Below are 24729 nucleotides of genomic sequence, written 5' to 3' on the forward strand. Positions count from 1 at the left end.
TTTTTTGTTTTACGCGATAATTACGCTCTGCTATTAACTGCTAAATACTTATCTAAAAACGCTTGATGAGAAGGTAACCTTGATACCTGTATATCTACCTGTTGCTTCAATCCCATCATAAATCGTTCTAATTCCGCTTCAGACATCTCATCGGCCACCTTATGGTATTGATTAGGTGTTAAACCTTGCCCCAACATTACTTGTGTCCACGAATCTACGCGAAAAATATCACCATCATCTAGGAAAACTCGCCCTGTATCTTTGAACAAATTGAGCTTGTGGGTGAGGGAAGGGGGAATAGGCATGTTTTTACAGTGCTGCCAAAAAGGTGAGTCTTCTCTATTGGTCACCTTGTAGTGCATAACAATAAAATCGAGAATAGCGGCCATTTCACTGTCGTATTTGGTGTTGTATTCGTCTATGGCCGACTGGGTAACCCCATCGAATGGGAATAACCGCATTAGCCTGACGATACCTGTCATAATGAGATGAATACTGGTGGACTCCAAAGGTTCGATAAACCCACTGGCAAGGCCAAGCGCCACACAGTTTTTATTCCAGCCTAACCGACGTTTTCCCGGTGTAAACTTAATAAAGCGAGCGTCGTTAACGGGTTCACCTTCTACCTGTTGCACAAGGGTCGATTTTGCCTCGTCATCGCTCATGTATTTACTGCAATACACGAGTCCATTTCCCACCCGATGTTGTAAGGGAATTTGCCAACGCCAACCCGCCTTATGGGCACTACTTTTTGTGTAGGGAACGGGCGCAGCAACAGTCTCAGTTTGCATTGCCACCGCGCTATCACAAGGCAAATAGTGGCTCCAGTTGTCATACCCTGTATGAAGGGCTTGTTCAATGAGCAAACCTTTAAACCCGGTACAATCGATGAAGAAGTCACCGTTTACTTCTTGCGACTCATCAACTTGTAAACTGGTGAGGTTACCAGTTTGCGAACACTTACTTACGTTAGTTATATTACCCACGATATGGTGAACGCCGGCCTCTGTGGCGAGCGTGCGAAGGAATCTTCCGTAGGCCACTGCGTCAAAGTGATAAGCAAAATTGAGTGGCATAGACTCATTGGTGAAAAACTTGTTGGCTTTAGCCGCCTGCAATTCAGGGCAATAATCACCAAACTCACCACCAAACCCTAACTTCTGGGCACGCAGCCAAAAATGGTGAAACTCGCCTGCCCAGCATTCTCTACCGGTTACCCCAAATGAGTGTATATAACTATGGTTTTCTTCGCGCCAGCCTTCAAATTCAATGCCCAATTTAAATGTTGCCTGCGTCGCTTTCATAAAGGCTTTTTCGTCAATATTAAGCAGTTTATGAAAGGTTCTAATAGGGGGGATGGTCGCTTCGCCAACACCAATAATGCCAATATCTTTAGATTCAACAAGGGTAATATTGAGTGATTTGCCTAATAGTTTGACTAGCGCAATGGCGGCCATCCAACCGGCAGTGCCTCCACCTGCAATAACTACGTTTTTCACCGGCGCTAACGTCGCGCTATCAAATGTGGACATGGTTATGCTCCTTATTACCCTTTTCTTCATGTAACCCACAAAGCTCATCAAGTAACGCTCTGTTACTTGGCAATGCATGTAAGTAGGCTTGTTTCATTTGTGTCATTTTGCTGCGTATTGCTTTCGCTTTTGAAAGATCGGCATCACTTAGCGCAATAGCGGGTAACGCCGTGTTATACCCCATACCATACAATACATATTGGTAGCTGGCTGAGGGAAATATTTCTTCGTTTTCAATTAGATCTAAGCGTGAAGGGGCCTGATATTTCCAAATTTCTAATAGTGTGGATAGCGAGGGTGGAGTGCGACTTTCATGACGCTGGGCAAGCCAGTAAGGTTCATTTCTTTCGCTCAGTACATAGTGAAGTTTTAAGAAATCCACCACGCGCTGCCAGCGATATTCAAATCTCTGATTGTAACGTTGACTAACATGCTCCATATGTTCTGCGTTGTGTGGGAAGGATTCGCACAACATACGTAGCCCTAATTCCACCATGGCAATGGCTGAGGCTTCTAAAGGCTCAACGAACCCTGAGGACATGCCTAAACTTAAGCAGTTCTTTACCCAGAAGGCTTTGCGATAGCCAGGTTCAAAGGAAAGGGTTCTTACACTTAAATCCTGCGCTTTGGCATGGCTTAAGCGTTGGCTTACTTGTTTGAATAATATGTCTATTGCAGCGTCTTCGTTGCAGAACTCACTGGCATAAACTAACCCCACACCACGCCTATGTTGTAAGCCTATATCCCATGTCCAACCCACACGTTGAGCAGTCGCTACTGTAGTACTGCTTATGGCTTGATCGTCGGGAGCATAGGGGGCTTGAACCGCCATGGCTCGATTGTTTAGCATGGTGGTTTCAAGTGACAACCAAGGTACATTAAAGTGTTGCTGAATGAGTAATCCGCTTTTGCCAGAACAGTCTATAAATAAGTCGCCTGATATTGCCTGACCATTATCGGTGAGGAGTTGGCGAATATATCCATTGGGGTGTTCTTCAACCATGCTGACATGGGCTGATACGTAATGTACACCAAGGGTTTCAAGGCAGTGTTTTTTCAGCAAATTCGCTAATGCCGTGGCATCAAAGTGGTAACCATAATTAAGCACATGAGCGTAATCTGGGGTGGTGGCTTGCTTTGGCGCCTTCCCTTGCGTGCACATCAGGCTTTGTAGAGAAAAACTGTTTTCGTAGCTTTCATGCTTCGCTATTGATTGCCAGCAAGCATGAATATCTAACTCATTGTATGCCGTAGGCACCGTAAAAGGATGGTGATATTGGTGGGCAAAGGTTTGCGAGTTAGCAGCACAAGCGCGCCAGTTGACGAATGAAGAGCCTTGCTTAAACGTGCCCTTGCAGGCCGTTAAAAATTCCCGCTCGTTAATACCAATGTCAAGTAGTGTGTCTCTAAGCGATGGCCACGAACCTTCGCCAACACCTATTGTGGGTACATTAGGTGATTCTATAAGGGTAACTTTGTAGTCAGGCTTTAGCTTTGCCGCCAGTATGCCTGCGCTTAACCAACCTGCTGTACCGCCGCCTACAATAACAACGTGTTTCACCAATTTATTCATAACACCGCGTGGTTTATCATTTATGGCTTGTTTCACTATGAAAAAAAACCCGCCCAAGTGCAATAAAAATACACGAGAGCGGGCTAACACACCCTACATCTAAAACTGGTATCTAACGCCTAATGCGTAACGGGCACCAAGTTCATCTAACTTCCATAGCATGGCACTGGTTCGTCCATGTCTACGAATGTTTTCATCGGTAATATTGATACCTTCAAAAGACACAGTTAATGCATCCGAAATATCATAGGAAACACTAAAGTCTATTTGGGAATAGGCTTCTGTGTAACCCGGTTCGTTTACGTACTGAGAAGTGGTATCTAGGAACTTGTCTCGCCAGTTATAGGCGATACGAGCTTGTAAGCCTTCATTTTCATACATGAGCACAAGGTTCGCCGTATCGCTTAAACCCACTAAAGCAAACTGTGTGATGGAAGGGTCGGCGTCATTGTCAAAGCCAATATCCCCCGTGACTGTGGTGTAGTTACCCAAAACACCAAAACCGGTATCACCAAAGAAGTGCTGTGCGGCAAGCTCGAAGCCATAAATGTTGGCACTTTTGTTATTCACCGGTTTAGAGTTAATGAACGTAAGCGTTGGGTCGTCGCCATTTGGTAAAACATCGTAAGCCGCTTCAAATTGCTCATCGGTCATCGAGTCGTAGTCAACACCATTTTCCATGGCTGCAACCATGTTAAATAATGACGTATCGCTGATGGGTATACCTCGCGCTTCAAGCTCTTCCATTGCCGCTTGTGCTCTAGGCCCGGCGGTGGCATCACGTAAGTCGTAAATACTTTCTTCAACCTGCTCGTTACCAATAAAATTTTTCACGCGCTTATCGTAAAAACCTAACGATACATAACTGGTTTCATCAAAGTAGTATTCTACTGAAACATCTACGTTGTCCGATTCTAACGGCACTAGTGTTGGGTTACCTGAACTGGCAGTAGCTGTAGCGCCATCAGTTAATAATGTTGGACCACTCGGTGTATTCACCGTTGCTGCCGCACTTAAGCTGTTGTAAGTAGGTCTAGCAATGGTTTTACTGTAGGAGAAACGGGCAATCACGTTTTCAACTACTTCAATATCAAAGTCTAGCGCAGGAAGAATGTGGTCGTAACTCGACTTAACTTCCACGTCTTCCATCGCGCTACCAAAACGAACGTTAAAGTCGTTGTTGCCTTCCCATGCAATACCACTGGGCAAGCTGATGTTGGCGATAGACGTCACATCGGTATTTTCGTAACGTAGACCTGTTAGTAGGTTATATTCCATCCCGTTTAGTTCGCCAGAAAGGTCGAGTTCGAAATACAGTGCCGTTATATCTTCTTCTATGGTTCTATTGGTTGCATAGGGGTTATCCGCCACCAAATTGAAACCGTAGGTTTGCGCGGCGAATGCGCCAATTTCTGCCACGCTTCCTGTAAAGCCTTCTGAGTACATGCCATCAGTATTGAAATCGCTAAATTCACTCGCAAAATCTAACGGTGTTAGAGAACCTGCTGGCAATTCACCCGGGTTTTCAATACCCCAGTTACCCATAGTGTGGCGGGTAAGTGACTGTAATGAGGTACTTTCCATTGCGCGCGATTCAATACCGAAGTTAATGCTGCCGGTGTCTAAAACATAGGTTCCATCAATTCTGGCTTGGGTAATTTCGGTATCTTGCGACGAGAAGTTCATGTCTAAGATAGACGTACCCACATCATCTTGATCTAGCATGCCATTTCCGTTGAGGTTATCTCTTGCGGCATCATCGAAATCAACGAGCATGATGGGGAAGTCGCCGGTGAAATCGACACCCTGACCCTTAACCACGTTTGCCCCTAAACCTAAGTTTGTCCATGTTCCATAAGGGGAATCAGGGCGGCCTTCAGCTGATGAATTGTGTAAGTCAAAGATCAACGTGAAATCATCGTTTACAAAGTACTCAATGTTTAAACCCACAGACTTGTTTTCATTAACTTGGTTCAGCTCTTGTAGGGCTAATCCCAAGTCTCGTGGCAATAAGTCACGTCTCTCTTGCGTGATTAAAACAGGCGTTTTTACATTCTCATTGTCAAAGGTTAACTCGGTGAAATACCTGTCATCCATCCAAATTGACTGCTCTGCACGTGCTTCGTAAAGATCCTGCTTAGAGTAGGTATAATCTAGCGTAGCAACGAGGTTTTCACTCGGTGCATATTGGAATGTTAATTGTGCATTTGTTCTTTCACGCTCTCTGTCTGCCATGTAATAACGTAAATCGGAAGGGATCGCGAACAGCTGCCCCATTGCTGGCGCATTATTTAAAACAATAGGGTCGCCGCTATCTGGGTTAGCAGGGTCTGGGGACTGTGGAATACTGCCGTCAAACGGGTTCACACGCCACTCGTTTACAAAAGCACCTTGAGCTGCGCTGTCTCTTTGTTGAAAAGACCCAGTAAAGGTCACACCAAATTTTTCATCATCGGCAAGATAATTGAAGTAACCCGAGACCTCGGGGGTAACATCACTTCCTACACGGTTAGTGGTATCATGCAGCGCTTTTGCACCTACACTTGCCATAAAACCTGTTTCAGGTGCGTCGAAGGGGCGTGCCGTGCGGATATTGATAGTAGCACCAATACCTCCCGTTGCTATGCTCGCTCTTCCCGTTTTATACACTTCTACAGCACGTACACTTTCAGAAGCTAAGTCGGAAAAGTCATAGGCTCGCGAATTAGGTGTACCACCGCCGCCAGGCAGTGCCGAACCTGGCATGGTTCGCCCATTAAGGGTAACCATGTTGAAATCTGGTCCAAAACCCCGCGCCGTTACTTGGCTACCTTCACCGTTATTTCTGCTGATTGAAATACCGGTAATACGCTGAAGCGACTCAGCAAGGTTGGTGTCAGGGAACTTACCTATGTCTTCAGCAGAAATAGCATCTACCACCCCAGCTGAATCTCGCTTAATTCCCATGGATTCTTGCACACTACTTCGTATACCCGAAACCTGTATTACCTCTACATCTTCCGGTGATTCCTGCGCATTAACAGGGAATAGCAATCCAGTTCCCAATATTAAAGACAGACTCTTAGCAATTTTCGATTTGTTTAAGTGTATGTGTGTCACTGTCTTTCTCTCTTTGTTGTATTGAGTGATTTTCGTCTCTTTCAAGAAAGGGCTTTCTCTCTTTACTAAAAGCAAATGCCCTACATAAGAAAGCGCTTTCTCAAAGTTAAGTCAAAACAACTACAACTTCAACATATATTTTACACTTAATTTACACTCAATCAGTTAATGGTCTGCAGATTATAAAAATATAAAGGAATAGCAGGCACTTATTATAGTAAAGAAAAACGAGCGATCGCAGAAAAAAGAAATATAAAATTTACATAAAAATAAACAACTTCGATAAAAGCCGGCTAATTAATCTGGGAAAGCGCTTTCTCAAAAAGCCTCTGTTGTGCTATAAATCAGTCACTATATGTACGCTTAAGAAATTAAAGGGCGCAAATTGCACGGATAATCTTTGAGCAAAATGCCTAAATAGGAAAATCAGTAATGACTAAAAAAATATCGCTTTCCTCTACTAGCCCTATGCTGAAACCTTCATTTTTATTTGGTACCGCTACGTCGTCTTTTCAGATAGAAGGTGACGCAGAGGGCCGATTAGAATGCATATGGGATGTATTTTGTCGACAAGAAGGCGCTATAGCGGATAAATCAGACGGGCTACATGCTTGCGAGCATATCAAGCGTTGGAAAGAGGATGTCGTACTTATAAACAGCCTCGGCGTAGATGCGTATAGGTTATCACTTTCCTGGCCTCGTTTAATGCAAAAAAATGGTGAAATAAACCAACAAGGCTTGGCATTCTACACCATGCTACTTGATGAACTTAATAGCCTAAATATAAAGCCTTTCGTTACGCTTTATCATTGGGACTTACCCCAATACCTGGAAGATGAGGGAGGATGGCTAAATCGTCAAACCGCCTACGCGTTTGAGCATTATGTTGATAAAGTTACTACCGCGCTAGGCGATCGCGTGTATTCGTATGCAACCTTTAATGAACCTTTTTGTTCTGCATACTTAGGTTACGAAATTGGCGTTCATGCACCTGGCAAAGTGGGGAGAAAAAAAGGCCGTACTGCAGCCCATCACATACTCTTAGCGCACGGTTTAGGTATGCAGGTATTGAAGAAAAATGTACCTACGGCGCTAAACGGTATTGTTCTTAATTTTACGCCTTGCTACAGCGCAACTGAAAAGCCTGAAGATATTGCTGCAGCAGAAAGAGCCGATGAATATATAAATCAGTGGTACATGCAGCCCGTAATGGAAGGGTGCTATCCCGATGTTATTAATAAGCTAGATGACAATGACAAACCGCCTATTCAACCAGGCGATATGGACATCATTTGTCAGCCACTCGACTTTTTAGGTGTTAACTTCTATACACGTTTACACTACTCAGCAGCAAAAAAAACCGGTGAGCTATACTTTGAACACCAACACTACCCCCCCAAAACCGACATAGGATGGGAAATTCATCCACCCGCACTCACCCAGCTACTACTATCATTACACCAAAGGTACAAACTACCGCCTGTTTACATTACGGAAAATGGCGCAGCGATGGCCGATGTTGTTGTGGACGGTAGGGTAGAAGATAATGATCGTATTGACTATTACCAAAACCATTTATTAGCGGTAGAAGAAGCCATGAATCTTGGCGTGAAAGTGAGTGGTTACTTCGCTTGGAGTCTCATGGATAACTTTGAATGGGCCGAAGGGTATGAAAAGCGATTTGGTATTGTTTATGTAGACTTTAACAATCAAGCTCGCATATTGAAAGATAGCGCGAAAGCATTTAAAGCCCTACTGGCTCAACGCAAATAATAACAAGGTAAAGGCGTCTGGCATGGAACAGAAATTATCGTTATCAGAGAAGATTGGATATGGCTTAGGAGACGCCGCGGCTAATTTAGTGTGGCGAGGCGCGCTCGCCTATTTAACCGTTTTTTATACCGACACATATGGGTTAAGTGCTGCAGCAGCCGCTATGTTATTCCTTGTTGTGCGGCTCTCTGACGGTGTTACCGACATTATTATGGGTATGATTGCCGATAGAACGAAAACTAAAATGGGGAAGTTTCGTCCCTGGATATTAGGCTCAACACCGTTTTTAGGTCTGTTCATGGTACTTTGTTTCACCACGCCTAATTTGGGTAATGTAGGGTTACTTGTGTACGCCTATCTTACTTATATAGGGCTAACGCTCGCCTATACCGTTAACAATGTTCCTTATTCTGCACTTATGGGCGTAATAACCAGTGACGATAGGGAACGCACCAGCCTATCAGGGTTTAGGTTTGCAGGAGCGTTTTTAGGCGGGTTATTGGTTATGGGGTGCCTACCTATGATGGTTTCTTACTTTGGCGAAGGAAATGATGCCAAAGGTTATCAATATACTATGTATGTCTTCGCGACTTTGCTCGTCACCTTAATGCTAATTACAGTCTATTCTACTAAAGAGCGTGTACCCGTTGCTATAAATAGTACGGCTCCTTTGAAACAGGAGCTTATAGACCTAAGTAAGCATTTACCTCTTATACTTATCCCCCTTGCATCAATAACTGCATTTTTCTATTTTCGTAACCTTCTAAGTGGAACTATCTTCGTTGCAGTAATGGGCATTAGTGCAGTGTTCGTGAAAAAGCTACTTGCCCGCCCAGAATCGTTAAACAGCCGTTCTCAACAAGACATCGTCGACTTACTGACAAACAAACCTTGGTTAATACTTTTAGGCATGGGGTTTCTCACTATGATGTTTAACGGCATTAAGTACGGTGTTATTGCTTATTATTTTAAATATTACATTGGCGAAGAACGCCTTATTGGATACTACTTTATTTGCCTATTGGTAGTTTCTATTTTCGGCGCACTGGCCACCTCTTGGTTATCTGAAAAATTTGGCCGCAAGCCGCTATTTATTATTTCTTTATTAGCGAGTAGCTTATTTACCCTTGCCATTTTTTTCGTACCCCTAGGTTCAACAGTTGGCATCTTTACCCTTGGCTGCGCGGCGGAGTTTTTCGCTGCGATAATGCCAACGCTATTTTTCTCAATGCTAGGAGATTCGGCAGATTATAATGAATGGCGCACTGGCAGACGGGCTACGGGGCTTATTTATTCTGCAGGTTCCTTCGTTCAAAAAACCGGGGGCGGTTTTGCTGGCGCCTTGGTACTCATTGTCTTAGGAAGCTATGGCTACGATGGCATGCAGCCTGCCACTATAGGGCAAAGTTTACCCGGCATGCGCGACTTAATGAGTTGGATCCCAGCCTGCTTTGGCTTTGCTGGTGCGCTCCTCTTCTTGCTCTACCCATTAAATGACAAGAATCAACAAGAAGTCACCGAAACCCTACTAAAGCGTCGTGGCGTACCATCGACAATAACGGCATAATGATGGATTGAAAAATTCAATGGTCTTTCACCTATAGGAGCAGTAATTCGTGGCTACCATATATCAAGTTGCAGAACGCGCGGGGGTATCATTATCAACGGTATCGCGGGTGTTAAATGGGAAAACCACAGTTAATGCTACGTTAAAAGCGAAAGTTGAAAAGGCCATGGTGGAATTGAACTACCGTCCAAACTCGGTAGCGCGCTCTCTCGCCACTAGCCGTTCAGATAGTGTAGGAATATTGGTATCTGAATTAAATACGCCTTTTTTCGGCGACTTAATGCAGGGGGTTGAATCTACACTTAGGGCTGCGGATAAACACGTTATTATTACGGTAGGGCACAACAATTTAACCACTGAACAAGACGCGGTGGAGTTTCTTATTAGTAGAAACTGCGATGCCCTTATTATGCATGCAGAGGCAATGAAAGATGAAGACCTTATTGCGCTCAACGAAAAACGTTTACCTATATCGTTGGTGAACAGGCAAGTAAAAGGGTTAGAGAATAATTGTATTGCGCTTGATAACGAAAAAGGCGGCTATCTGGCTACTACGCACTTACTTGAGCTAGGCCATCGTGACATTGCTTATATCTCTGGCCCGATGAAAATTCGTGATGCCTGTCAGCGTTTAAAAGGACATAAACGGGCCTTAGAGGAAGCCGGCGTAGCCTATAATCCTTTTCTTACTTTTGAAGGGCATTACGAAGAAGAAGACGGGAAAACAGGGTTATTGGAGCTCATGTCTCGCGATACGCCATTTTCTGCTCTTGTATGTGCAAATGATTGGATGGCCTCTGGCGCAATGAGTTGCGCGCGGGATCTTGGCATGGATTTACCCCATGATTTATCCATTGTGGGGTTTGATGACGTGGTGTTTGCCCACCATGTTTATCCCCGGCTCACCACAGTCAGTAACCCTATAGCTGATATGGCCAAAATGTCAGCACAGTATATTCTCAATACGCTCTATGGCCACACGCATAATGTGCAGCGCCTTTTCGAACCTACCTTGGTGGTGCGAGAATCAACCATGGCTTACGAAAGCTAACGCTTAACCCTAAAGTGTGTATAGCAACGTCTTTGAGATTTACCCCCAAAAGCAGTTATGCTGGGGCAAATAATAATATAAGAAAGGGTTTATATATGAAGTATGTGATGCTAGGTGTACTGGTGTTTGTAACACCACTAAGTTGGGCTAAACCAGACGATAAAACAGCTATCAATGATGTATTAAACCAGTTACACGCACACGCCTCAGCGGCTAACTTTAATGCTTACTTCGCCTTATACGCTAAAGAGGCTACTTTCATTGGTACCGATGCAAAAGAAGTATGGGATATCGAAGAGTTTAAAGCCTATGCAAAACCTCATTTCGATAAGGGAAGAGGCTGGACTTACCACCCAAGCGCCCGCCACATTTATTTGTCCGCTACTCAACAGGTCGCTTGGTTTGACGAGTTACTGGATAATAACAGTTTTGGGGAAACGCGCGGTACGGGAGTGTTAGTACGTCAAAACGGACATTGGAAAGTCGCCCAATATCATCTTGCTATTCCTATCCCTAATGCTTTGGCCGATGAAATCTCTCGGCAAATAAAGGCTTTTAAGCCGCAATAAAAACGCCGCATAAAGCGGCGCTGTCATCGACTAAATATAGCTTAGGTATTCGACTGTGTTAACGGTTGAATTTCCAGTTCTACTCGACGGTTCATAGAACGGTTAGCATCGCTACTGTTAGGTACCTTAGGTGCATATTCCCCCATACCTACAGTAGTAATTCGTGTCGGGTTTACCGAATAGTTAGTCAGTACATTTTTAACCGCGCTCGCTCTGCGTTCCGATAATGCTTGGTTATATTGCTCTGACCCCGTATCGTCAGTGTGTCCTTTGATCATTAGCACGGTTTTTTCGTAGTTATTCACTACCTTTGCTACATCTTGTAATACAGGGTTAAAGTTCGGGCTGATAGTAGAGCTATCGGTAGCAAAGGTAATATCCCCAGGCATAATCAAACGCAGGTTATCCCCTTCGCGTACTACCTGAACGCCAGTATCGGAAAGTTCACTGCGAAGCTCTTCTTCTTGTTTATCCATATAGTTACCAATAGCACCACCGGCTATGGCACCTACGGCCGCGCCCCATGCGTAACGACTCTTATCGTTATCTCCGGTAGCCTTACCTAATAACGCCCCTACAACTGCACCAATGGCGGCGCCTTTCTGCGTATTATTCGGATCGTTAGCACAGCCCGCAACTGTTAATGATGCGGCAATAAAACTTACGGCTAATGTCTTTTTCATAAGATCTTACTCCATTTTCAATTTAGCTAATACACGTGCCTACGATATCGAAGCTACGTGTAAAAACAGCCGATATCTATTCATCTGCTTTTGCGCGAAGAATAGCTAAAGTATATTTCTCGTTTGGCGCATTAGGTAAAACGTAATAGGCCTAATATGTGTTCATAACTCATAGGGCAGTGCGTAATAAAACGCTACTGGCTATTCACTGCTGAATTGATCTAACGAGTTTTCTGGCTCGTTTTTTCAATGCATATTACGCTTAATCTGCAATTTGTATTCCACAAAACAACCTTTTACTGCTTTGTGCGTCTATCGCCCCGCATTAAGGGCTACAGAGCGAGCATACATAAACAAAGATGAACCTAAGCTAAACAGACGACTGAAAAAACGATATGGAAAGGAAAATGCTACAGGGAAGCGAGTAAGATCTCTCTTTGCGTCGCTAATTAACGACAGCGACGCAATGTTAGCCGATAGAAACTGAGCGTTCGAAAAACGCATTCACATCTATTTTATAATCGGTGGCTATCGCCGCTTTAACTACTTTCACGTTCTTTTCTGCCGTAAGATTTAAATCTTTAGGTTCCAGAAAGTGACTATTTCTTACTGAGTAAAACACCTTAACAATAGGAGATAGCGGGGAATTAGTTTGCTCTATCACCATGGCTAAACGTTCATTGGACAGTAGTACTAAGCTTCCTACGGGGTAAATTCCCATGCATTTGATAAACTGCTGTACTAAATGCTGGTCGAGGCGGGAAGGCGCGTCGTTCATTAAAATAGAAAACGCTTTTTGGCTAGACATACCCGCTTTATACACCCTATCCGCCGTTAGGGCATCGTACATATCTACAATGGCCAGCATTCGCCCTTCATAGCTTATTGCATCGCCCTCTATGCCTGCGGGGTAACCTAAGCCATCTAAACGTTCATGATGCTCACTAATGACACGGATTAACTTGCTGTCTAAATCAGTTGTCTCTAAATAATCAACGCCGTGTGTTACATGCCCCTTCATTACTTCCATTTCTGCGTCGGTAAGACGCCCGGGTTTATGCAGTATTTCATCGGGTATTAGAATTTTACCTAGATCGTGTAAAAAGCCTGCGTAGGATAGATCGTGAACTTTAGCCTCGGACATTCCCAAAAAGCGCCCAAAGTTAGCCAGTAAGATTGCAACATTCAGTGAGTGCTCGAGCAAGTAGTCATCTTTTTCACGAATTTTAGTTAAGCACAAAAGCGCATCGGGGTTACGATCTATGGAGGACACCAAAGCACGAGAGAAGGTTTTAGGAATACTTGTATCAAAAGGCTGCTCTTTCTTCACACTATTAAGCAACAGTTTTTGAATAGCTTTACCTTGCTTATGTAAGTGTGTAGCTCGGGTTAGCTCATTTTCTAACGCTACTTTTTTACGCGGCTCGTCGGCTTTTGGCTCGCTTTTGCTTTCTGCCACTAGGTTACCTTCAGGCTCAGTGGCAAACGCTTTTGAAGTATCAATTACTAAACTTTTAACGCCTTTCTTTTTAAGCGTATCCACAATGGCCTGGGAGGTTACTCTGCCTTGGCTCTTTACCGACAATTGACCTTTTTGCTCGACAATTTGGTGTACATACATACCCGGCTTTAAATCATTTATTGTTATTTTTTTTAGCACTGATGTGGTCATATTATCTCTAAACGTTTTTTCTACTCATGCCCAACACATTGTTAAGCGTAGATTTAATACTCAAGTTTTGCCAATAGCGTATAGATGTCAGGCTGCCAAGCGTATATAGACATATTAACTTTGTTTTTGCGTATTACAATGCCTTCAGCCATTAAACGTTGGCATTGCTCTTGCGCCTGTAGAGAGCCTGCTGGAAAAGCAATTTTCCCATCGCTTCTAACTACTTTGTGCCAGTTAATAGGCTCTTCGGCTTGCTTTAGGTACTTACTTACCATGCGAGCACGTTTGGGCAACCCTGCTAAATCGGCTAGCTTTCCATAACTAATAACCTGACCTTTTGGAACGAGCGCAAGGGTATTTAGAATACGCGATTTTACCGTTACCTCGGCCAAAGTACACACTCCTTTAAGGGGGCAGTTATCTACTCAAGTTCGATTACTGCAAAATTACTTTTACTGGGGTTAATATAACGAGAAAATACCTTCGGAATATTTATACGAGAATGTCATGCGACAATATTGTAACCGATGTAGCTATCCTCAGAAAACCTGCGTGTGTAAACATGTTACCAAGGTAACCCTTCCTATTGAGGTGGTCATTATCCAACACCCAAAAGAAGCCGCCCACGCTAAGAATACCGCACGCCTTATTGGCCTATCTACGGCGCAAGCGCGCATTGTAAATGCAGCAGATACAGAGCAAATGGCGCAATTAAAAGCATGCTTACAGCCCTATGCAAGCATTTTACTCTATCCAAATGATGGCAGCGAAGCGTTGGAGGCAGTAGAGAAACAAACCCGTGCTAGGCTACAACAGCTTTTTGTTATTGATGGAAGTTGGAAGCAGGCTTATGGGATTGTAAAACAACATACTTGGCTACAGTCGATACCTGCATATCACTTCTTACATGCCCCTAGCACCCGCTATCGCATTCGACATACAGATATTGAACAGGGGCTGTCCACTCTAGAGGCGTCAGCATATGCGATGCATTGCTTATATGGTATCGACACCGGCCCCTTTATCCGTCTACAAGCGGCCATGCAGGATAATTGGTTAGGACCATCGCACCATCAACGAAAGACAGTTAAGTAAATGTAGATATTATGCCTGCATGGGAATAAACCTAGGCTGCGCCTCTACCAGCTTTATCCAATTTCTTATTGCAGGGTAAGCCGATAAGTCGAAACCACCCTCATGCGCTACGTGGGTATAGGCAAACAAAGAAATATCTGCCAACGTTAGATAGTTACTGACAAGAAAAGGCGAATTGGCTAAGCGGGCTTCCATTACCGCTAAAGCGCGATAGCCACCTGCTTGTTTTGCAACATATTCAGTACGATGAGTATCTGGCATTCCTAGATACAAATTGATGTACCTTGCTACTGCAATATAGGGCTCATGACTGTACTGCTCGAAAAATTGCCATTGAAGTAAGACCGCCATGTCAAACTCAGTGGTGGGCATAAGATTAGAACCAACAGCTAAAAAATGCATAATAGCATTAGATTCTGAGATAACGCGGCCATCGTCTAACTCTAGAATAGGGATCTTGCCGTTCGGCGATAGCTGTAAAAACCCATCGGTTCGGCTTTCCCCTTTTAGAATATCAATATCTTCCCACTCACATTGCTTGTTTAAAAGAGCAAGAAGTAACTGCAATTTATAGCAGTTTCCAGAACGTCTATCGCCGTAAATTTTCATCTTACCCAGCATTCCCATTCGTTAGTGTACGCCGTTTTATATTTACAATAGCTTACCTAGCCCTAGATGTAACCTAAATGGCCTGCTATCCGCTTTAAGCGGCGCTAAGCAATTAATATGAGGGGGATGCAACCACCCATTCCAGCAGTTTCACCAATGTCCAGGATAGTGGAATGCTGCTTAAGCAGGCAGCTAAACGGGTTTGATCGCTAATATTGATAATTCGGGTCGATACACCTTCTACCGCTTCTCTTTGGTTTTCAAGCTGCTCAAGGTCATAGGCAACTTGCACCTCAGTTTGGTTATTATAACCGGCAATCGCGGTAGCAATTTTACTGTTTAAACTATCTAACACACGCACTTTGTGTTGTTTAAATTGCTGTATTAATTTGAACACTGGCCAAAACAGGTACAAGGCTAAGCTAAACGTAAACAGCGATAGAATAAACACATCAATGGTGGGAATGTCTTTTTTAAACCAGAATATAGGCAGAAGCGCGATAGCCCCCATTGAGAAAATAGCATTAGTGAGCCCAAGTTTAATCAGTGATACCAAGGCGTCTAAATGATCAATTTCGTTTTGGGCGTCGGGTAACACTTGCTTAATAATGTAGCGAGTATTTGAGGTTACCTGAAACAAAAAAAGGAAACAGAAAAACCAAAAGGGTACTGCGGCAGCAGTAAGTATTACCACCTGCACCTCTTGGGTAATAGATAGCAAATTTTCAAATGCGCAATACACAAACGTAACCAATAAAGCTAAAAAAGCAGCATTAAAAATGTGATGTTTAAACTCGACGGCTAAGCGTTCTCGATGAGAGGAAAACTGGCCAAGCTGGTTCGTTTTAACTAATAGCGAAATAAGACTACTTGCTACATTTTGGTGTAATACCCGTAAAGAAAACCACAAGTAACCGGTAATAGATGACATTGCTATAGCAGAGTTAAAGTTACGTTGGGCATCTACATCGCCTTGGGCAGGCCAATGTAATGCACCTGTATAGAAGTGCAAACACAACAACAATAGTGTGACAAGTAAAGGGTATATACCAATACTTGAGTGGTGTTGCGGTTCTTTATAGGGATTAAGCTTCATGATTTATTTTAATTATTATCACACGTTCAACGTACTTTTGAATACTGTGTGGGGTGATGATGCTGTTAGTAGTCTAATTCGCCACTCCCAATAAGCCAATCGTAAACTATCGTTTTGTAAAGATTAGTTGTAACTAATCTTGTCTAACAATTTATCTTATTAATAGACATAAAAAAACCCGCGTGATGCGGGTTTTTATTTATTGCTGCTCGCTTATTTACGTAACTTCTGAATAAGACGAAGTTGCGCAATTGCTTCAGCCAGCTCATGAGCGGCTTCGGCATAATTAAAGTCTGCGCCTGGGTTGGCGATGTGCTCTTGTGCACGTCGTTTGGCTTCTTGTGCCGCCTGCTCGTCAAGATCGTCAGCTCGAACTGCAGAATCAGCTAGCACGGTGACGTTGCCAGGTTGTACTTCTAGTACACCACCAGCAACATAGATAAGTTCTTCTTCACCGAACTGTTTAACCAAACGCACCATACCAGGTTTAATAGCAGAGATAAGTGGCGCGTGACCAGGGTGTATACCCAGCTCACCTTCGCTACCTGTCACTTGAATCGTTTCTACTAAGCCAGAGAAAATTTGTTTCTCTGCACTTACTACGTCCAAATGTACTGTCATTGCCATGTGAACCTCCAGAATAGGTACGTTAGCACTACTAAGGGGTCAGCCGAAACTGACCTCTCAATTATGCTTTATTGGCTTTCTCTTGCGCTTCTTCAATCGAGCCAACCATATAGAAGGCTTGCTCTGGCAGATCGTCATACTCACCGTTCAGGATACCTTTAAAGCCACTGATAGTGTCTTTAAGCGATACATATTTACCTGGAGAGCCAGTGAATACTTCTGCTACGAAGAAAGGCTGAGATAGGAAACGCTGAATCTTACGAGCACGTGATACCACCTGCTTGTCTTCTTCAGACAATTCATCCATACCTAGAATAGCGATAATGTCTTTCAACTCTTTATAGCGCTGAAGTACAGTTTGCACGCCACGTGCTACATCATAGTGCTCTTGACCGATAACTAGCGGGTCAAGCTGACGTGAAGTTGAATCTAGTGGGTCTACCGCAGGGTAGATACCAAGAGAGGCGATATCACGTGAAAGAACAACGGTTGCATCTAAGTGAGCAAAGGTTGTTGCCGGAGATGGATCCGTCAAGTCATCCGCTGGTACGTATACCGCTTGGATTGACGTGATTGAGCCCGTCTTCGTTGATGTAATACGTTCCTGAAGTACACCCATTTCTTCTGCAAGCGTAGGCTGATAACCTACCGCAGATGGCATACGACCAAGAAGTGCAGATACTTCAGTACCCGCTAGGGTATAACGGTAGATGTTATCTACGAAGAAAAGAACGTCACGACCTTCGTCACGGAACTTCTCAGCCATAGTTAGACCGGTAAGTGCAACACGTAGACGGTTACCCGGTGGCTCGTTCATCTGACCGTAAACCAACGATACTTTATCAAGTACGTTAGAGTCGTTCATTTCGTGGTAGAAATCGTTACCTTCACGAGTACGCTCACCCACACCGGCGAATACAGAGAAACCACTGTGTTCGATAGCGATGTTACGGATAAGCTCCATCATGTTTACCGTTTTACCAACACCAGCACCACCGAATAGACCTACTTTACCACCCTTAGCGAATGGGCAAACTAAATCGATTACTTTGATACCAGTTTCTAGTAGTTCAACCGAGCTAGACTGATCTTCGTAGCTTGGCGCTGCGCGGTGAATAGACATACGGTCTTCTTCACCAATTGGGCCAGCTTCGTCGATTGGGTTACCCAATACGTCCATGATACGGCCTAGTGTAGCTGTACCTACTGGAACCATAATAGGGTTACCGGTGTTTTCTACGTCTAGTCCGCGACGCAGACCATCAGTAGAACCTAGTGCGATGGTACGAACAACACCGCCACCTAATTGCTGTTGCACTTCCAGGGTTAGCCCTGACAAGTCACCTTCGGTAACTCGTAGTGCGTCATAAACTCTTGGTACCGCTTCTTGTGGAAATTCAATGTCCACAACGGCGCCAATGATTTGGACGACCTTACCTTGACTCATAATTAGTCCTCGTTATCTTTTTTAAACCTTTGCCTACACCGCTGCGGCACCGCTAACAATCTCACTAATTTCTTGTGTGATTGCAGCTTGACGCGCTTTGTTATATACCAGTTGCAACTCATCAATAAGGTTGCCGGCATTGTCGGTTGCTGCCTTCATGGCAACCATTCGCGCAGCTTGTTCTGACGCCGCGTTTTCTACAACACCCTGATACACCTGAGACTCAATGTAACGTACCATTAATGACTCCAAAATTTCTTTTGGGTCTGGCTCGTAAATGTAGTCCCAACGATGTTGGTATTCTTCGTCTTCAGACTTTGGCAAAGGCAATAACTGATTGATCACTGGGCTTTGTGTCATGGTGTTAACGAAGTCATTAAATACCAAGAATACTCGGTCTAATTTACCTTCGTCGTACGCTTTTAGCATTACACGTACTACACCAACAACATCACTCACAGACGGCTTATCACCCAACCCAGATTCAGCGGCAAGCAAAGTGCCCCCAAAGCGGTTAAAGAATGAGCACGCCTTTGAACCTAATGCAGCGAAATCAACCTCTACATCTTGTTCACGCCATTTTTTGACGTCCTGAGTGACTAGCTTAAATTCATTAGAGTTTAAGCCACCACATAAACCTCGGTCAGTAGATATCACTATGTAACCGACACGCTTGATTTCACGCTCTTCCAAATAAGGATGGCGATATTCAAGATTACCGTTTGCAATGTGACCAATCACTTTAAGCATATTTTGTGCGTATGGACGACCAGAAGCCATGCGTTCCTGCGCCTTTTTCATCTTAGACGCGGCAACCATTTCCATCGCACTGGTAATTTTTTGAGTATTTTTAATACTCCCAATCTTACCTTTTATTTCTTTACCGCTGGCCATGACTATATCTCCGATTACTCAACGTGTTGCCGGTGGTGTGAAACACATCACCGGCTGCATTGATTACCAAGTTTGTGTCGCTTTAAAGTTATTTAGAGCGTCAGTCAACTGAGAGGCAATCTCGTCGTTGTAGTTACCTGTTTCGTTGATAGTCTTCATCAGGTCAGCATGTTCGCTGTTCATATAAGAATGAAGTGCAGCTTCAAAATCTAGGATTTTGTTAAGCTCAACATCCTTAAGGAAACCTTTTTCTACCGCGAACAGGGATACACCCATATCAGCAATTGAAAGTGGTGCGTATTGCTTCTGCTTCATCAGCTCTGTAACGCGCTCACCGTGTTCTAGTTGCTCACGAGTGGCTTCATCAAGGTCAGAAGCAAACTGCGAGAATGCCGCAAGTTCACGATACTGTGCTAGTGCAAGACGAATACCGCCACCTAGCTTCTTGATGATTTTCGTTTGTGCTGCACCACCTACACGAGATACCGATACACCCGCGTTAACGGCTGGACGGATACCTGCGTTGAACAAGTCAGTTTCTAGGAAGATCTGACCGTCAGTAATTGAGATTACGTTAGTAGGTACGAAGGCTGATACGTCACCGGCTTGCGTTTCGATAATTGGAAGCGCAGTCAATGAGCCCGTTTTCCCTTTCACTTCACCGTTGGTGAACTTTTCAACGTACTGCTCGTTTACACGTGCTGCACGTTCAAGTAGACGTGAGTGAAGATAGAAAACGTCACCTGGGTATGCTTCACGGCCTGGTGGACGCTTAAGTAGCAATGAAATTTGACGATAAGCAACAGCTTGCTTAGACAAATCATCATAAACTATTAACGCATCTTCACCGCGGTCACGGAAGTATTCACCCATGGTACAACCAGAGTAAGGCGCTAGGTATTGAAGCGCTGCAGACTCAGACGCAGACGCAGCTACGATAATGGTATGCGCTAGCGCACCATGTTCTTCTAGCTTACGTACTACGTTGGCAATAGTTGAAGCTTTCTGACCAACCGCTACGTACACACACTTAACGCCTGTACCTTTTTGGTTGATGATAGCGTCAACTGCCATAGCAGTTTTACCACACTGACGGTCACCGATGATAAGTTCACGCTGACCACGACCTACTGGGATCATGGCATCAACTGACTTATAACCAGTTTGAATTGGCTGGTCTACTGATTGACGTTCAATTACGCCAGGAGCAATTTTTTCAACTGGCTCAAAGCCCGCTGCGTCAACCGCACCTTTTCCATCAATAGGTTCACCTAGTGTATTTACAACACGACCTAGAAGCGCATTACCTACTGGTACTTCAAGAATACGGCCAGTAGATTGTACTTTATCGCCTTCTTTAAGATCCGCGTACGGACCCATTACAACAGCACCTACTGAGTCGCGCTCAAGGTTTAGTGCAATTGCGTAACGACTTCCAGGAAGCTCGATCATTTCACCTTGCATTACATCGGCAAGGCCATGAATGCGGATAATACCGTCAGTAACTGCGACGATAGTACCTTCATTGCGTGCTTCACTGCTTACATTGAACTGTTCAATTCTTTTCTTGATCAGTTCAGCAATTTCAGTGGAATTAAGTTGCATGCTCATATCCCCGTTATGCTTGCAACGCGTCTGCGAGACGGTTCAATTTCGATTTTACGGAACCATCAATAACTGTATCGCCGGTTTTTACAACCAATCCAGCAATCAGGGCAGGGTCCACGTTACAATTAAGCTTCACTTTACGTGCCAAACGTTTTTCCAACGATGCAGCCAATTCGGCTTGTTGTGCATCATTCAGCGCAGTGGCTGAAGTTACGTCTACTTCTACTTCTTTGTCGTACTCTGCTTTAAACGCATCGAACATAGTAGAAATTTCAGGTAACACGGCTAAACGTTTATTTTCAGCCAATACCTTAACTAGGTTTTGACCATGATCATCGAGTTGCTCACCACATACATTAGTAAAAATGTCTGCCAATGTGTCTGCGGCAACAGCACCAGTTAACAACTGGTGCATTTCTTCGTTTTCCGCTACTGCACCAGCAAAGGTCAGCATTTCTTGCCATTTCGCAACGGCTTGTTTCTCGACGGCGAAATCGAAAGCTGCTTTAGCGTAAGGGCGAGCTACGGTTGTCAATTCAGACATGGCTCATCTCCCTCTTAAAGCTCAGCGACAAGTTTTTCAACAATGTCGTTTTGTGCGTTAGCATCAATTTCACGTTGTAAGATTTGCTCTGCGCCAGCTACTGCTAGTGCAGCAACTTGCTTGCGCAAATCTTCTTTGGCACGATTGCGTTCAGCTTCAATCTCGGTATAGCCAGAAGCAATAATCTTCTCGCGTTCTGCATGGCCTTTCTGCGTTTCTTCGTCAACCAACTGGTTGGCGCGCTTCTTGGCTTGCTCGATAATTTCGGCTGCTTGCGCTTTCGCATCTTTCAATTGCTCAGTGGCTTTCGCTTGAGCAAGTTCTAGGTCTTTCTCTGCGCGTTCAGAAGCTTCTAGCCCATCAGCTATTTTCTTTTGACGCTCTTCAATCGCTGCCATCAGCGGTGGCCACACATATTTCATGCAGAACACCACGAATACAGCGAAGGCGATTAATTGACCGATAAAAGTGGCGTTAAAATTCACAATCGCCCCTCCTCTTAAAGTTCGCTAAAAAAGTGTTTAGTAAAATTAGGCACCAACAGCGAACAATAGGTATAGAGCGATACCAACACCGATCATCGCGATGGCGTCGATAAGACCCGCTACGATAAACATCTTAACTTGTAGTTGAGGTGCTAGTTCAGGTTGACGAGCAGCAGATTCTAGGAATTTGCCACCTAGTAGACCGAAACCAATAGCGGTACCTAGGGCACCAAGACCGATCAGTAGTGCAACAGCGATGTATAACATGTACGTCTCCGATTTAAGTTAAATTTAAAGTTAATGTTAAAAGTAGAACTCGGTTATCAACCGTGCCGATAATTCCAGGTTATACCGACACGGGTTAATGCTTATTAATGGTCTTCACACGCTAAGCTTAAGTACACGATGGTTAACATCATGAAGATAAACGCCTGTAGCGGAAGTACCAAAATATGGAATACAGCCCACATAAAGTGCAGTGGTAGCTGGAAGTACCCAATGGTAGCAATCAGAATAAAGATTAGCTCACTGGCGTATAGGTTACCGAACAAACGTAGCGCCAATGATAATGGGCGAGCCAGCAAGGTGACGGTTTCCAGAATAAAGTTCACTGGAATGAAAAGCGGATGACCGAAAGGCTGCATAGTCAGTTCTTTTGCAAAGCCAGTAATACCCTTCATTTTAATTGAATAGTAAATAATGAGTACAAAAACACCCGCTGCCAGCGCAAACGTTAGGTTAATGTCGGTAGTAGGTACCGCTTTGATGTAAACATCGTGGGGGTCCATACCAAAAACATTAGAACCGACAAGACCAGCAATCCATGGAATTAAATCTACTGGTACTAAGTCCATCAGGTTCATAAGTAAAACCCAAACAAATATGGTTAGGGCTAACGGTGCAATTAGGGCATTACGGCCATGAAAGGTGCTCTTAACGTTGTCATCAACAAAGTCGACAACTAACTCTACAAACGCCTGCATTTTACCAGGTACGCCTGTGGTTGCTTTTGAAGCTACGCTTTTGAACAGCGCTAAAAATAACACGCCAAGTCCGATGGAAAACGCCAATGTATCCACGTGCCATGTCCAAAAACCAGCATCGGCACACGCTTTGTTAAACGCGATCCCGTTGTCGGTTGAGCACATGGTGGCATTGGTCAAGTGGTGCTTGATATATTCTGAGGTAGTGTATTCAGATGCCATTGTTTAACCTAAGTTGTAAAGTGTAAAAATTGGTGACTGGTTCCAGTTCATATTCACTGCAAGACACATTCATATTCGTTTTCGTTGTTATTTTGCGCCATATTGGAACATGGCCAGTGCATGACTGGCTGTTGTAATGACAAAAGCCACAAAAACTTCAAGTGGCGCGGCACCTAAGCCTGCGAATGTCACTACAAATAAAATGATTGTCAGCGCCAGTTTCAATTTCGACCCCTGGCTAAAGCTTCTTGCGACAAGTGCGTTTTTACTGGCCCCTGCATAACGAAATGCAAAGGCGGAAAACACTAACGTAGGAATAATGCTAACTAGTGCCCCAGCTGCTGCTGACATTGCAGAATGACTCCCACCTGCAACCGCTGCGATAACTAAAATAACCAAGGCTGTAATAATCTGAAAAAGGAGACCTTTCTTCGCAAGGTTAATTCCCTGTCCAGCCAACTTATTCTTCACGCTGTCTCGCTACTTGTTCACGACTAACAAAAAGCGTCAGAAGTATACTGTTTTAACGATAATTTTCAACAGTACATCGCTTTTTGAAAGTTATTCTGAAAATTTTCTATTCCTATAACCGGAAAGGAGACTGTCCGCTTTGGACGTCGCAGCACCGAGGTAGTAGCAAATAGGGTAAGCATAACACCTACTAAGTAAAATATAACCTATTGAATTTTAGATAAAATTCCATCTAATTGCTGAAGATCACTAAAGCTAATTACCAGCTTTCCTTTGCCTTTTGCATTGTGATCAATGGATACTGGCGCGCCTAAATTTTCTGACAGTCGTGTCATAAGATTTTGCACGTCTGGGTCGATAGGCTTATCTTTTTTCGGTTTCGCCGGCTCTAACAGCTTTTTAACTAACTTTTCCGTGTCTCTTACTGTTAAGCCTTTACCTGAAACCACCTGTGCGGCTTGTGATTGGTCGTCACCTTCAAGTGCAAGTAATGCGCGGGCGTGACCCATTTCAATATCGCCATGTTCAACTAGCAATTTAACATCGTCGTTAAGGTTATTAAGACGGAGTAAATTAGTCACTGTGGTACGTGATTTACCCACAGCTTCGGCAACTTCTTGGTGGGTTAGCGCAAATTCATGCATAAGGCGGTCTAAGGCTTGCGCCTCTTCCATTGCATTTAAGTCTTCACGCTGAATATTCTCAATGAGCGCGATGGCCACAGCTGCTTCATCGGGCACATCTTTAACTAAACAGGGCACTTCATCGAGTTGCGCAAGTTGAGACGCGCGCCAACGGCGCTCACCGGCAATAATTTCAAAGCGATTTTCATCAACTTTACGCACAACAATAGGCTGAATTACGCCTTGGGCACGAATAGATGACGCCAGCTCTTCTAACGCTTCTGGCGACATATCTTTACGTGGTTGATATTTTCCAGGCACTAAATATTCAATAGGCAATTTACTAAGTTCGCTTTGAGTGGCGTCAACCGAGGCTGACTCCCTATCTTTTTGCGATGACGACTGGCTGGTTGCTAGTAAAGCATCCAATCCGCGACCTAGCCCTCTTTTTCGTGCTGACATAATACCCTCAATGGCATGTGCTGATGCATTCAGCTTATTCTCGT

General features: G+C 44.1%; 23 protein-coding genes. 5 read left to right on the top strand and 18 right to left on the bottom strand.

Going from position 1 to position 24729, the window contains the following annotated elements:
* Positions 1-20: 20 nt before the first annotated feature.
* The 3 genes from GTH32_RS06485 to GTH32_RS06495 form a co-directional block, all read right to left on the bottom strand.
* Positions 21-1532: a tryptophan halogenase family protein gene (locus GTH32_RS06485; protein ID WP_163084429.1), complete on the bottom strand. Its 1512-nt coding sequence runs from the start codon at positions 1530-1532 to the stop codon at positions 21-23.
* Complete coding sequence (locus GTH32_RS06490; protein WP_163084430.1) at positions 1519-3105, bottom strand: tryptophan halogenase family protein; 1587 nt, start codon at positions 3103-3105, stop codon at positions 1519-1521. Before GTH32_RS06490 ends, GTH32_RS06485 begins: the two co-directional genes overlap by 14 nt.
* A 99-nt stretch (positions 3106-3204) precedes the next feature.
* The gene (locus GTH32_RS06495; protein ID WP_163084431.1) at positions 3205-6204 is read right to left on the bottom strand and encodes a TonB-dependent receptor; all 3000 of its coding nucleotides are present in this window, start codon (positions 6202-6204) and stop codon (positions 3205-3207) included.
* A gap of 432 nt (positions 6205-6636) precedes the next feature.
* On the opposite strand from GTH32_RS06495, the gene GTH32_RS06500 reads away from it, so the two are divergent.
* The 4 genes from GTH32_RS06500 (at position 6637) to GTH32_RS06515 (ending at position 11164) form a co-directional block, all read left to right on the top strand.
* Positions 6637-7977: a GH1 family beta-glucosidase gene (locus tag GTH32_RS06500; protein WP_163084432.1), complete on the top strand. Its 1341-nt coding sequence runs from the start codon at positions 6637-6639 to the stop codon at positions 7975-7977.
* A gap of 22 nt (positions 7978-7999) precedes the next feature.
* Positions 8000-9544 carry an MFS transporter gene (locus tag GTH32_RS06505; RefSeq protein ID WP_163084433.1) on the top strand — a complete coding sequence of 515 codons (1545 nt, stop codon included), beginning with the start codon at positions 8000-8002 and terminating at the stop codon, positions 9542-9544.
* A gap of 49 nt (positions 9545-9593) precedes the next feature.
* Entirely contained in the window at positions 9594-10595 is a 1002-nt protein-coding gene (locus GTH32_RS06510) for a substrate-binding domain-containing protein (protein WP_163084434.1), read from the top strand.
* Positions 10596-10690: 95 nt separating this feature from the next.
* The gene (locus tag GTH32_RS06515; protein ID WP_163084435.1) at positions 10691-11164 is read left to right on the top strand and encodes a nuclear transport factor 2 family protein; all 474 of its coding nucleotides are present in this window, start codon (positions 10691-10693) and stop codon (positions 11162-11164) included.
* A 41-nt stretch (positions 11165-11205) separates the two neighbouring features.
* On the opposite strand, the gene GTH32_RS06520 is transcribed toward GTH32_RS06515, so the two are convergent.
* From GTH32_RS06520 to GTH32_RS06530, 3 genes are all read right to left on the bottom strand, one after another.
* The gene (locus GTH32_RS06520) at positions 11206-11847 is read right to left on the bottom strand and encodes a YiaD family glycine zipper/OmpA-like lipoprotein (RefSeq protein WP_163084436.1); all 642 of its coding nucleotides are present in this window, start codon (positions 11845-11847) and stop codon (positions 11206-11208) included.
* Between the two features lie 469 nt (positions 11848-12316).
* Complete coding sequence (locus GTH32_RS06525) at positions 12317-13507, bottom strand: HD domain-containing phosphohydrolase (RefSeq protein WP_163084499.1); 1191 nt, start codon at positions 13505-13507, stop codon at positions 12317-12319.
* A gap of 65 nt (positions 13508-13572) precedes the next feature.
* On the bottom strand, positions 13573-13911 hold the full coding sequence (locus tag GTH32_RS06530; RefSeq protein WP_163084437.1) for an MGMT family protein: 339 nt from the start codon (positions 13909-13911) through the stop codon (positions 13573-13575).
* A 115-nt stretch (positions 13912-14026) separates the two neighbouring features.
* On the opposite strand from GTH32_RS06530, the gene GTH32_RS06535 reads away from it, so the two are divergent.
* Complete coding sequence (locus tag GTH32_RS06535) at positions 14027-14614, top strand: tRNA-uridine aminocarboxypropyltransferase (protein WP_163084438.1); 588 nt, start codon at positions 14027-14029, stop codon at positions 14612-14614.
* 9 nt (positions 14615-14623) lie between these two features.
* On the opposite strand, the gene GTH32_RS06540 is transcribed toward GTH32_RS06535, so the two are convergent.
* The 12 genes from GTH32_RS06540 to GTH32_RS06595 all read right to left on the bottom strand — a co-directional run bounded on the left by GTH32_RS06540 (position 14624) and on the right by GTH32_RS06595 (position 24685).
* Positions 14624-15223 carry a glutathione S-transferase family protein gene (locus tag GTH32_RS06540; RefSeq protein ID WP_163084439.1) on the bottom strand — a complete coding sequence of 200 codons (600 nt, stop codon included), beginning with the start codon at positions 15221-15223 and terminating at the stop codon, positions 14624-14626.
* A 112-nt stretch (positions 15224-15335) separates the two neighbouring features.
* On the bottom strand, positions 15336-16319 hold the full coding sequence (locus GTH32_RS06545) for a hypothetical protein (protein ID WP_163084440.1): 984 nt from the start codon (positions 16317-16319) through the stop codon (positions 15336-15338).
* 213 nt (positions 16320-16532) lie between these two features.
* Positions 16533-16946, bottom strand: coding sequence for a F0F1 ATP synthase subunit epsilon (locus tag GTH32_RS06550; RefSeq protein ID WP_163084441.1), 414 nt, complete (start codon positions 16944-16946; stop codon positions 16533-16535).
* A gap of 61 nt (positions 16947-17007) precedes the next feature.
* Entirely contained in the window at positions 17008-18393 is a 1386-nt protein-coding gene (gene atpD, locus GTH32_RS06555) for a F0F1 ATP synthase subunit beta (protein WP_163084442.1), read from the bottom strand.
* Positions 18394-18426: 33 nt separating this feature from the next.
* On the bottom strand, positions 18427-19287 hold the full coding sequence (atpG, locus tag GTH32_RS06560; protein WP_163084443.1) for a F0F1 ATP synthase subunit gamma: 861 nt from the start codon (positions 19285-19287) through the stop codon (positions 18427-18429).
* A gap of 63 nt (positions 19288-19350) precedes the next feature.
* Positions 19351-20892 (bottom strand): F0F1 ATP synthase subunit alpha, encoded by a 1542-nt coding sequence (gene atpA / locus GTH32_RS06565; protein WP_163084444.1) that lies wholly within the window; start codon positions 20890-20892, stop codon positions 19351-19353.
* 13 nt (positions 20893-20905) lie between these two features.
* Entirely contained in the window at positions 20906-21439 is a 534-nt protein-coding gene (atpH, locus tag GTH32_RS06570) for a F0F1 ATP synthase subunit delta (protein ID WP_163084445.1), read from the bottom strand.
* 14 nt (positions 21440-21453) lie between these two features.
* Positions 21454-21924: a F0F1 ATP synthase subunit B gene (gene atpF / locus GTH32_RS06575; protein WP_163084446.1), complete on the bottom strand. Its 471-nt coding sequence runs from the start codon at positions 21922-21924 to the stop codon at positions 21454-21456.
* A gap of 45 nt (positions 21925-21969) precedes the next feature.
* Positions 21970-22191 (bottom strand): F0F1 ATP synthase subunit C, encoded by a 222-nt coding sequence (gene atpE / locus GTH32_RS06580; protein ID WP_012520222.1) that lies wholly within the window; start codon positions 22189-22191, stop codon positions 21970-21972.
* Positions 22192-22295: 104 nt separating this feature from the next.
* A complete protein-coding gene (atpB, locus tag GTH32_RS06585; protein ID WP_163084447.1) occupies positions 22296-23129 on the bottom strand; it encodes a F0F1 ATP synthase subunit A in 834 nt (277 codons plus the stop codon).
* Positions 23130-23216: 87 nt separating this feature from the next.
* Positions 23217-23600: an ATP synthase subunit I gene (locus GTH32_RS06590; RefSeq protein WP_163084448.1), complete on the bottom strand. Its 384-nt coding sequence runs from the start codon at positions 23598-23600 to the stop codon at positions 23217-23219.
* Between the two features lie 206 nt (positions 23601-23806).
* On the bottom strand, positions 23807-24685 hold the full coding sequence (locus GTH32_RS06595; RefSeq protein ID WP_163084449.1) for a ParB/RepB/Spo0J family partition protein: 879 nt from the start codon (positions 24683-24685) through the stop codon (positions 23807-23809).
* Positions 24686-24729 lie beyond the last annotated feature (44 nt).

The sequence above is a fragment of the Alteromonas profundi genome, from assembly GCF_010500865.1.
Taxonomy (GTDB): domain Bacteria; phylum Pseudomonadota; class Gammaproteobacteria; order Enterobacterales; family Alteromonadaceae; genus Alteromonas; species Alteromonas profundi.

Excerpts from the sequence above, each read along its gene's own strand:
- GTH32_RS06485 (WP_163084429.1), bottom strand. The coding sequence starts at position 1,532 with ATGTCCACATTTGATAGCGCGACGTTAGCGCCGGTGAAAAACGTAGTT.
- GTH32_RS06490 (WP_163084430.1), bottom strand. The coding sequence starts at position 3,105 with ATGAATAAATTGGTGAAACACGTTGTTATTGTAGGCGGCGGTACAGCA.
- GTH32_RS06500 (WP_163084432.1), top strand. The coding sequence starts at position 6,637 with ATGACTAAAAAAATATCGCTTTCCTCTACTAGCCCTATGCTGAAACCT.
- GTH32_RS06505 (WP_163084433.1), top strand. The coding sequence starts at position 8,000 with ATGGAACAGAAATTATCGTTATCAGAGAAGATTGGATATGGCTTAGGA.
- GTH32_RS06515 (WP_163084435.1), top strand. The coding sequence starts at position 10,691 with ATGAAGTATGTGATGCTAGGTGTACTGGTGTTTGTAACACCACTAAGT.
- GTH32_RS06520 (WP_163084436.1), bottom strand. The coding sequence starts at position 11,847 with ATGAAAAAGACATTAGCCGTAAGTTTTATTGCCGCATCATTAACAGTT.
- GTH32_RS06535 (WP_163084438.1), top strand. The coding sequence starts at position 14,027 with ATGCGACAATATTGTAACCGATGTAGCTATCCTCAGAAAACCTGCGTG.
- GTH32_RS06540 (WP_163084439.1), bottom strand. The coding sequence starts at position 15,223 with ATGAAAATTTACGGCGATAGACGTTCTGGAAACTGCTATAAATTGCAG.
- GTH32_RS06545 (WP_163084440.1), bottom strand. The coding sequence starts at position 16,319 with ATGAAGCTTAATCCCTATAAAGAACCGCAACACCACTCAAGTATTGGT.
- GTH32_RS06550 (WP_163084441.1), bottom strand. The coding sequence starts at position 16,946 with ATGGCAATGACAGTACATTTGGACGTAGTAAGTGCAGAGAAACAAATT.
- atpD (WP_163084442.1), bottom strand. The coding sequence starts at position 18,393 with ATGAGTCAAGGTAAGGTCGTCCAAATCATTGGCGCCGTTGTGGACATT.
- atpG (WP_163084443.1), bottom strand. The coding sequence starts at position 19,287 with ATGGCCAGCGGTAAAGAAATAAAAGGTAAGATTGGGAGTATTAAAAAT.
- atpA (WP_163084444.1), bottom strand. The coding sequence starts at position 20,892 with ATGCAACTTAATTCCACTGAAATTGCTGAACTGATCAAGAAAAGAATT.
- atpH (WP_163084445.1), bottom strand. The coding sequence starts at position 21,439 with ATGTCTGAATTGACAACCGTAGCTCGCCCTTACGCTAAAGCAGCTTTC.
- atpE (WP_012520222.1), bottom strand. The coding sequence starts at position 22,191 with ATGTTATACATCGCTGTTGCACTACTGATCGGTCTTGGTGCCCTAGGT.
- atpB (WP_163084447.1), bottom strand. The coding sequence starts at position 23,129 with ATGGCATCTGAATACACTACCTCAGAATATATCAAGCACCACTTGACC.
- GTH32_RS06595 (WP_163084449.1), bottom strand. The coding sequence starts at position 24,685 with ATGTCAGCACGAAAAAGAGGGCTAGGTCGCGGATTGGATGCTTTACTA.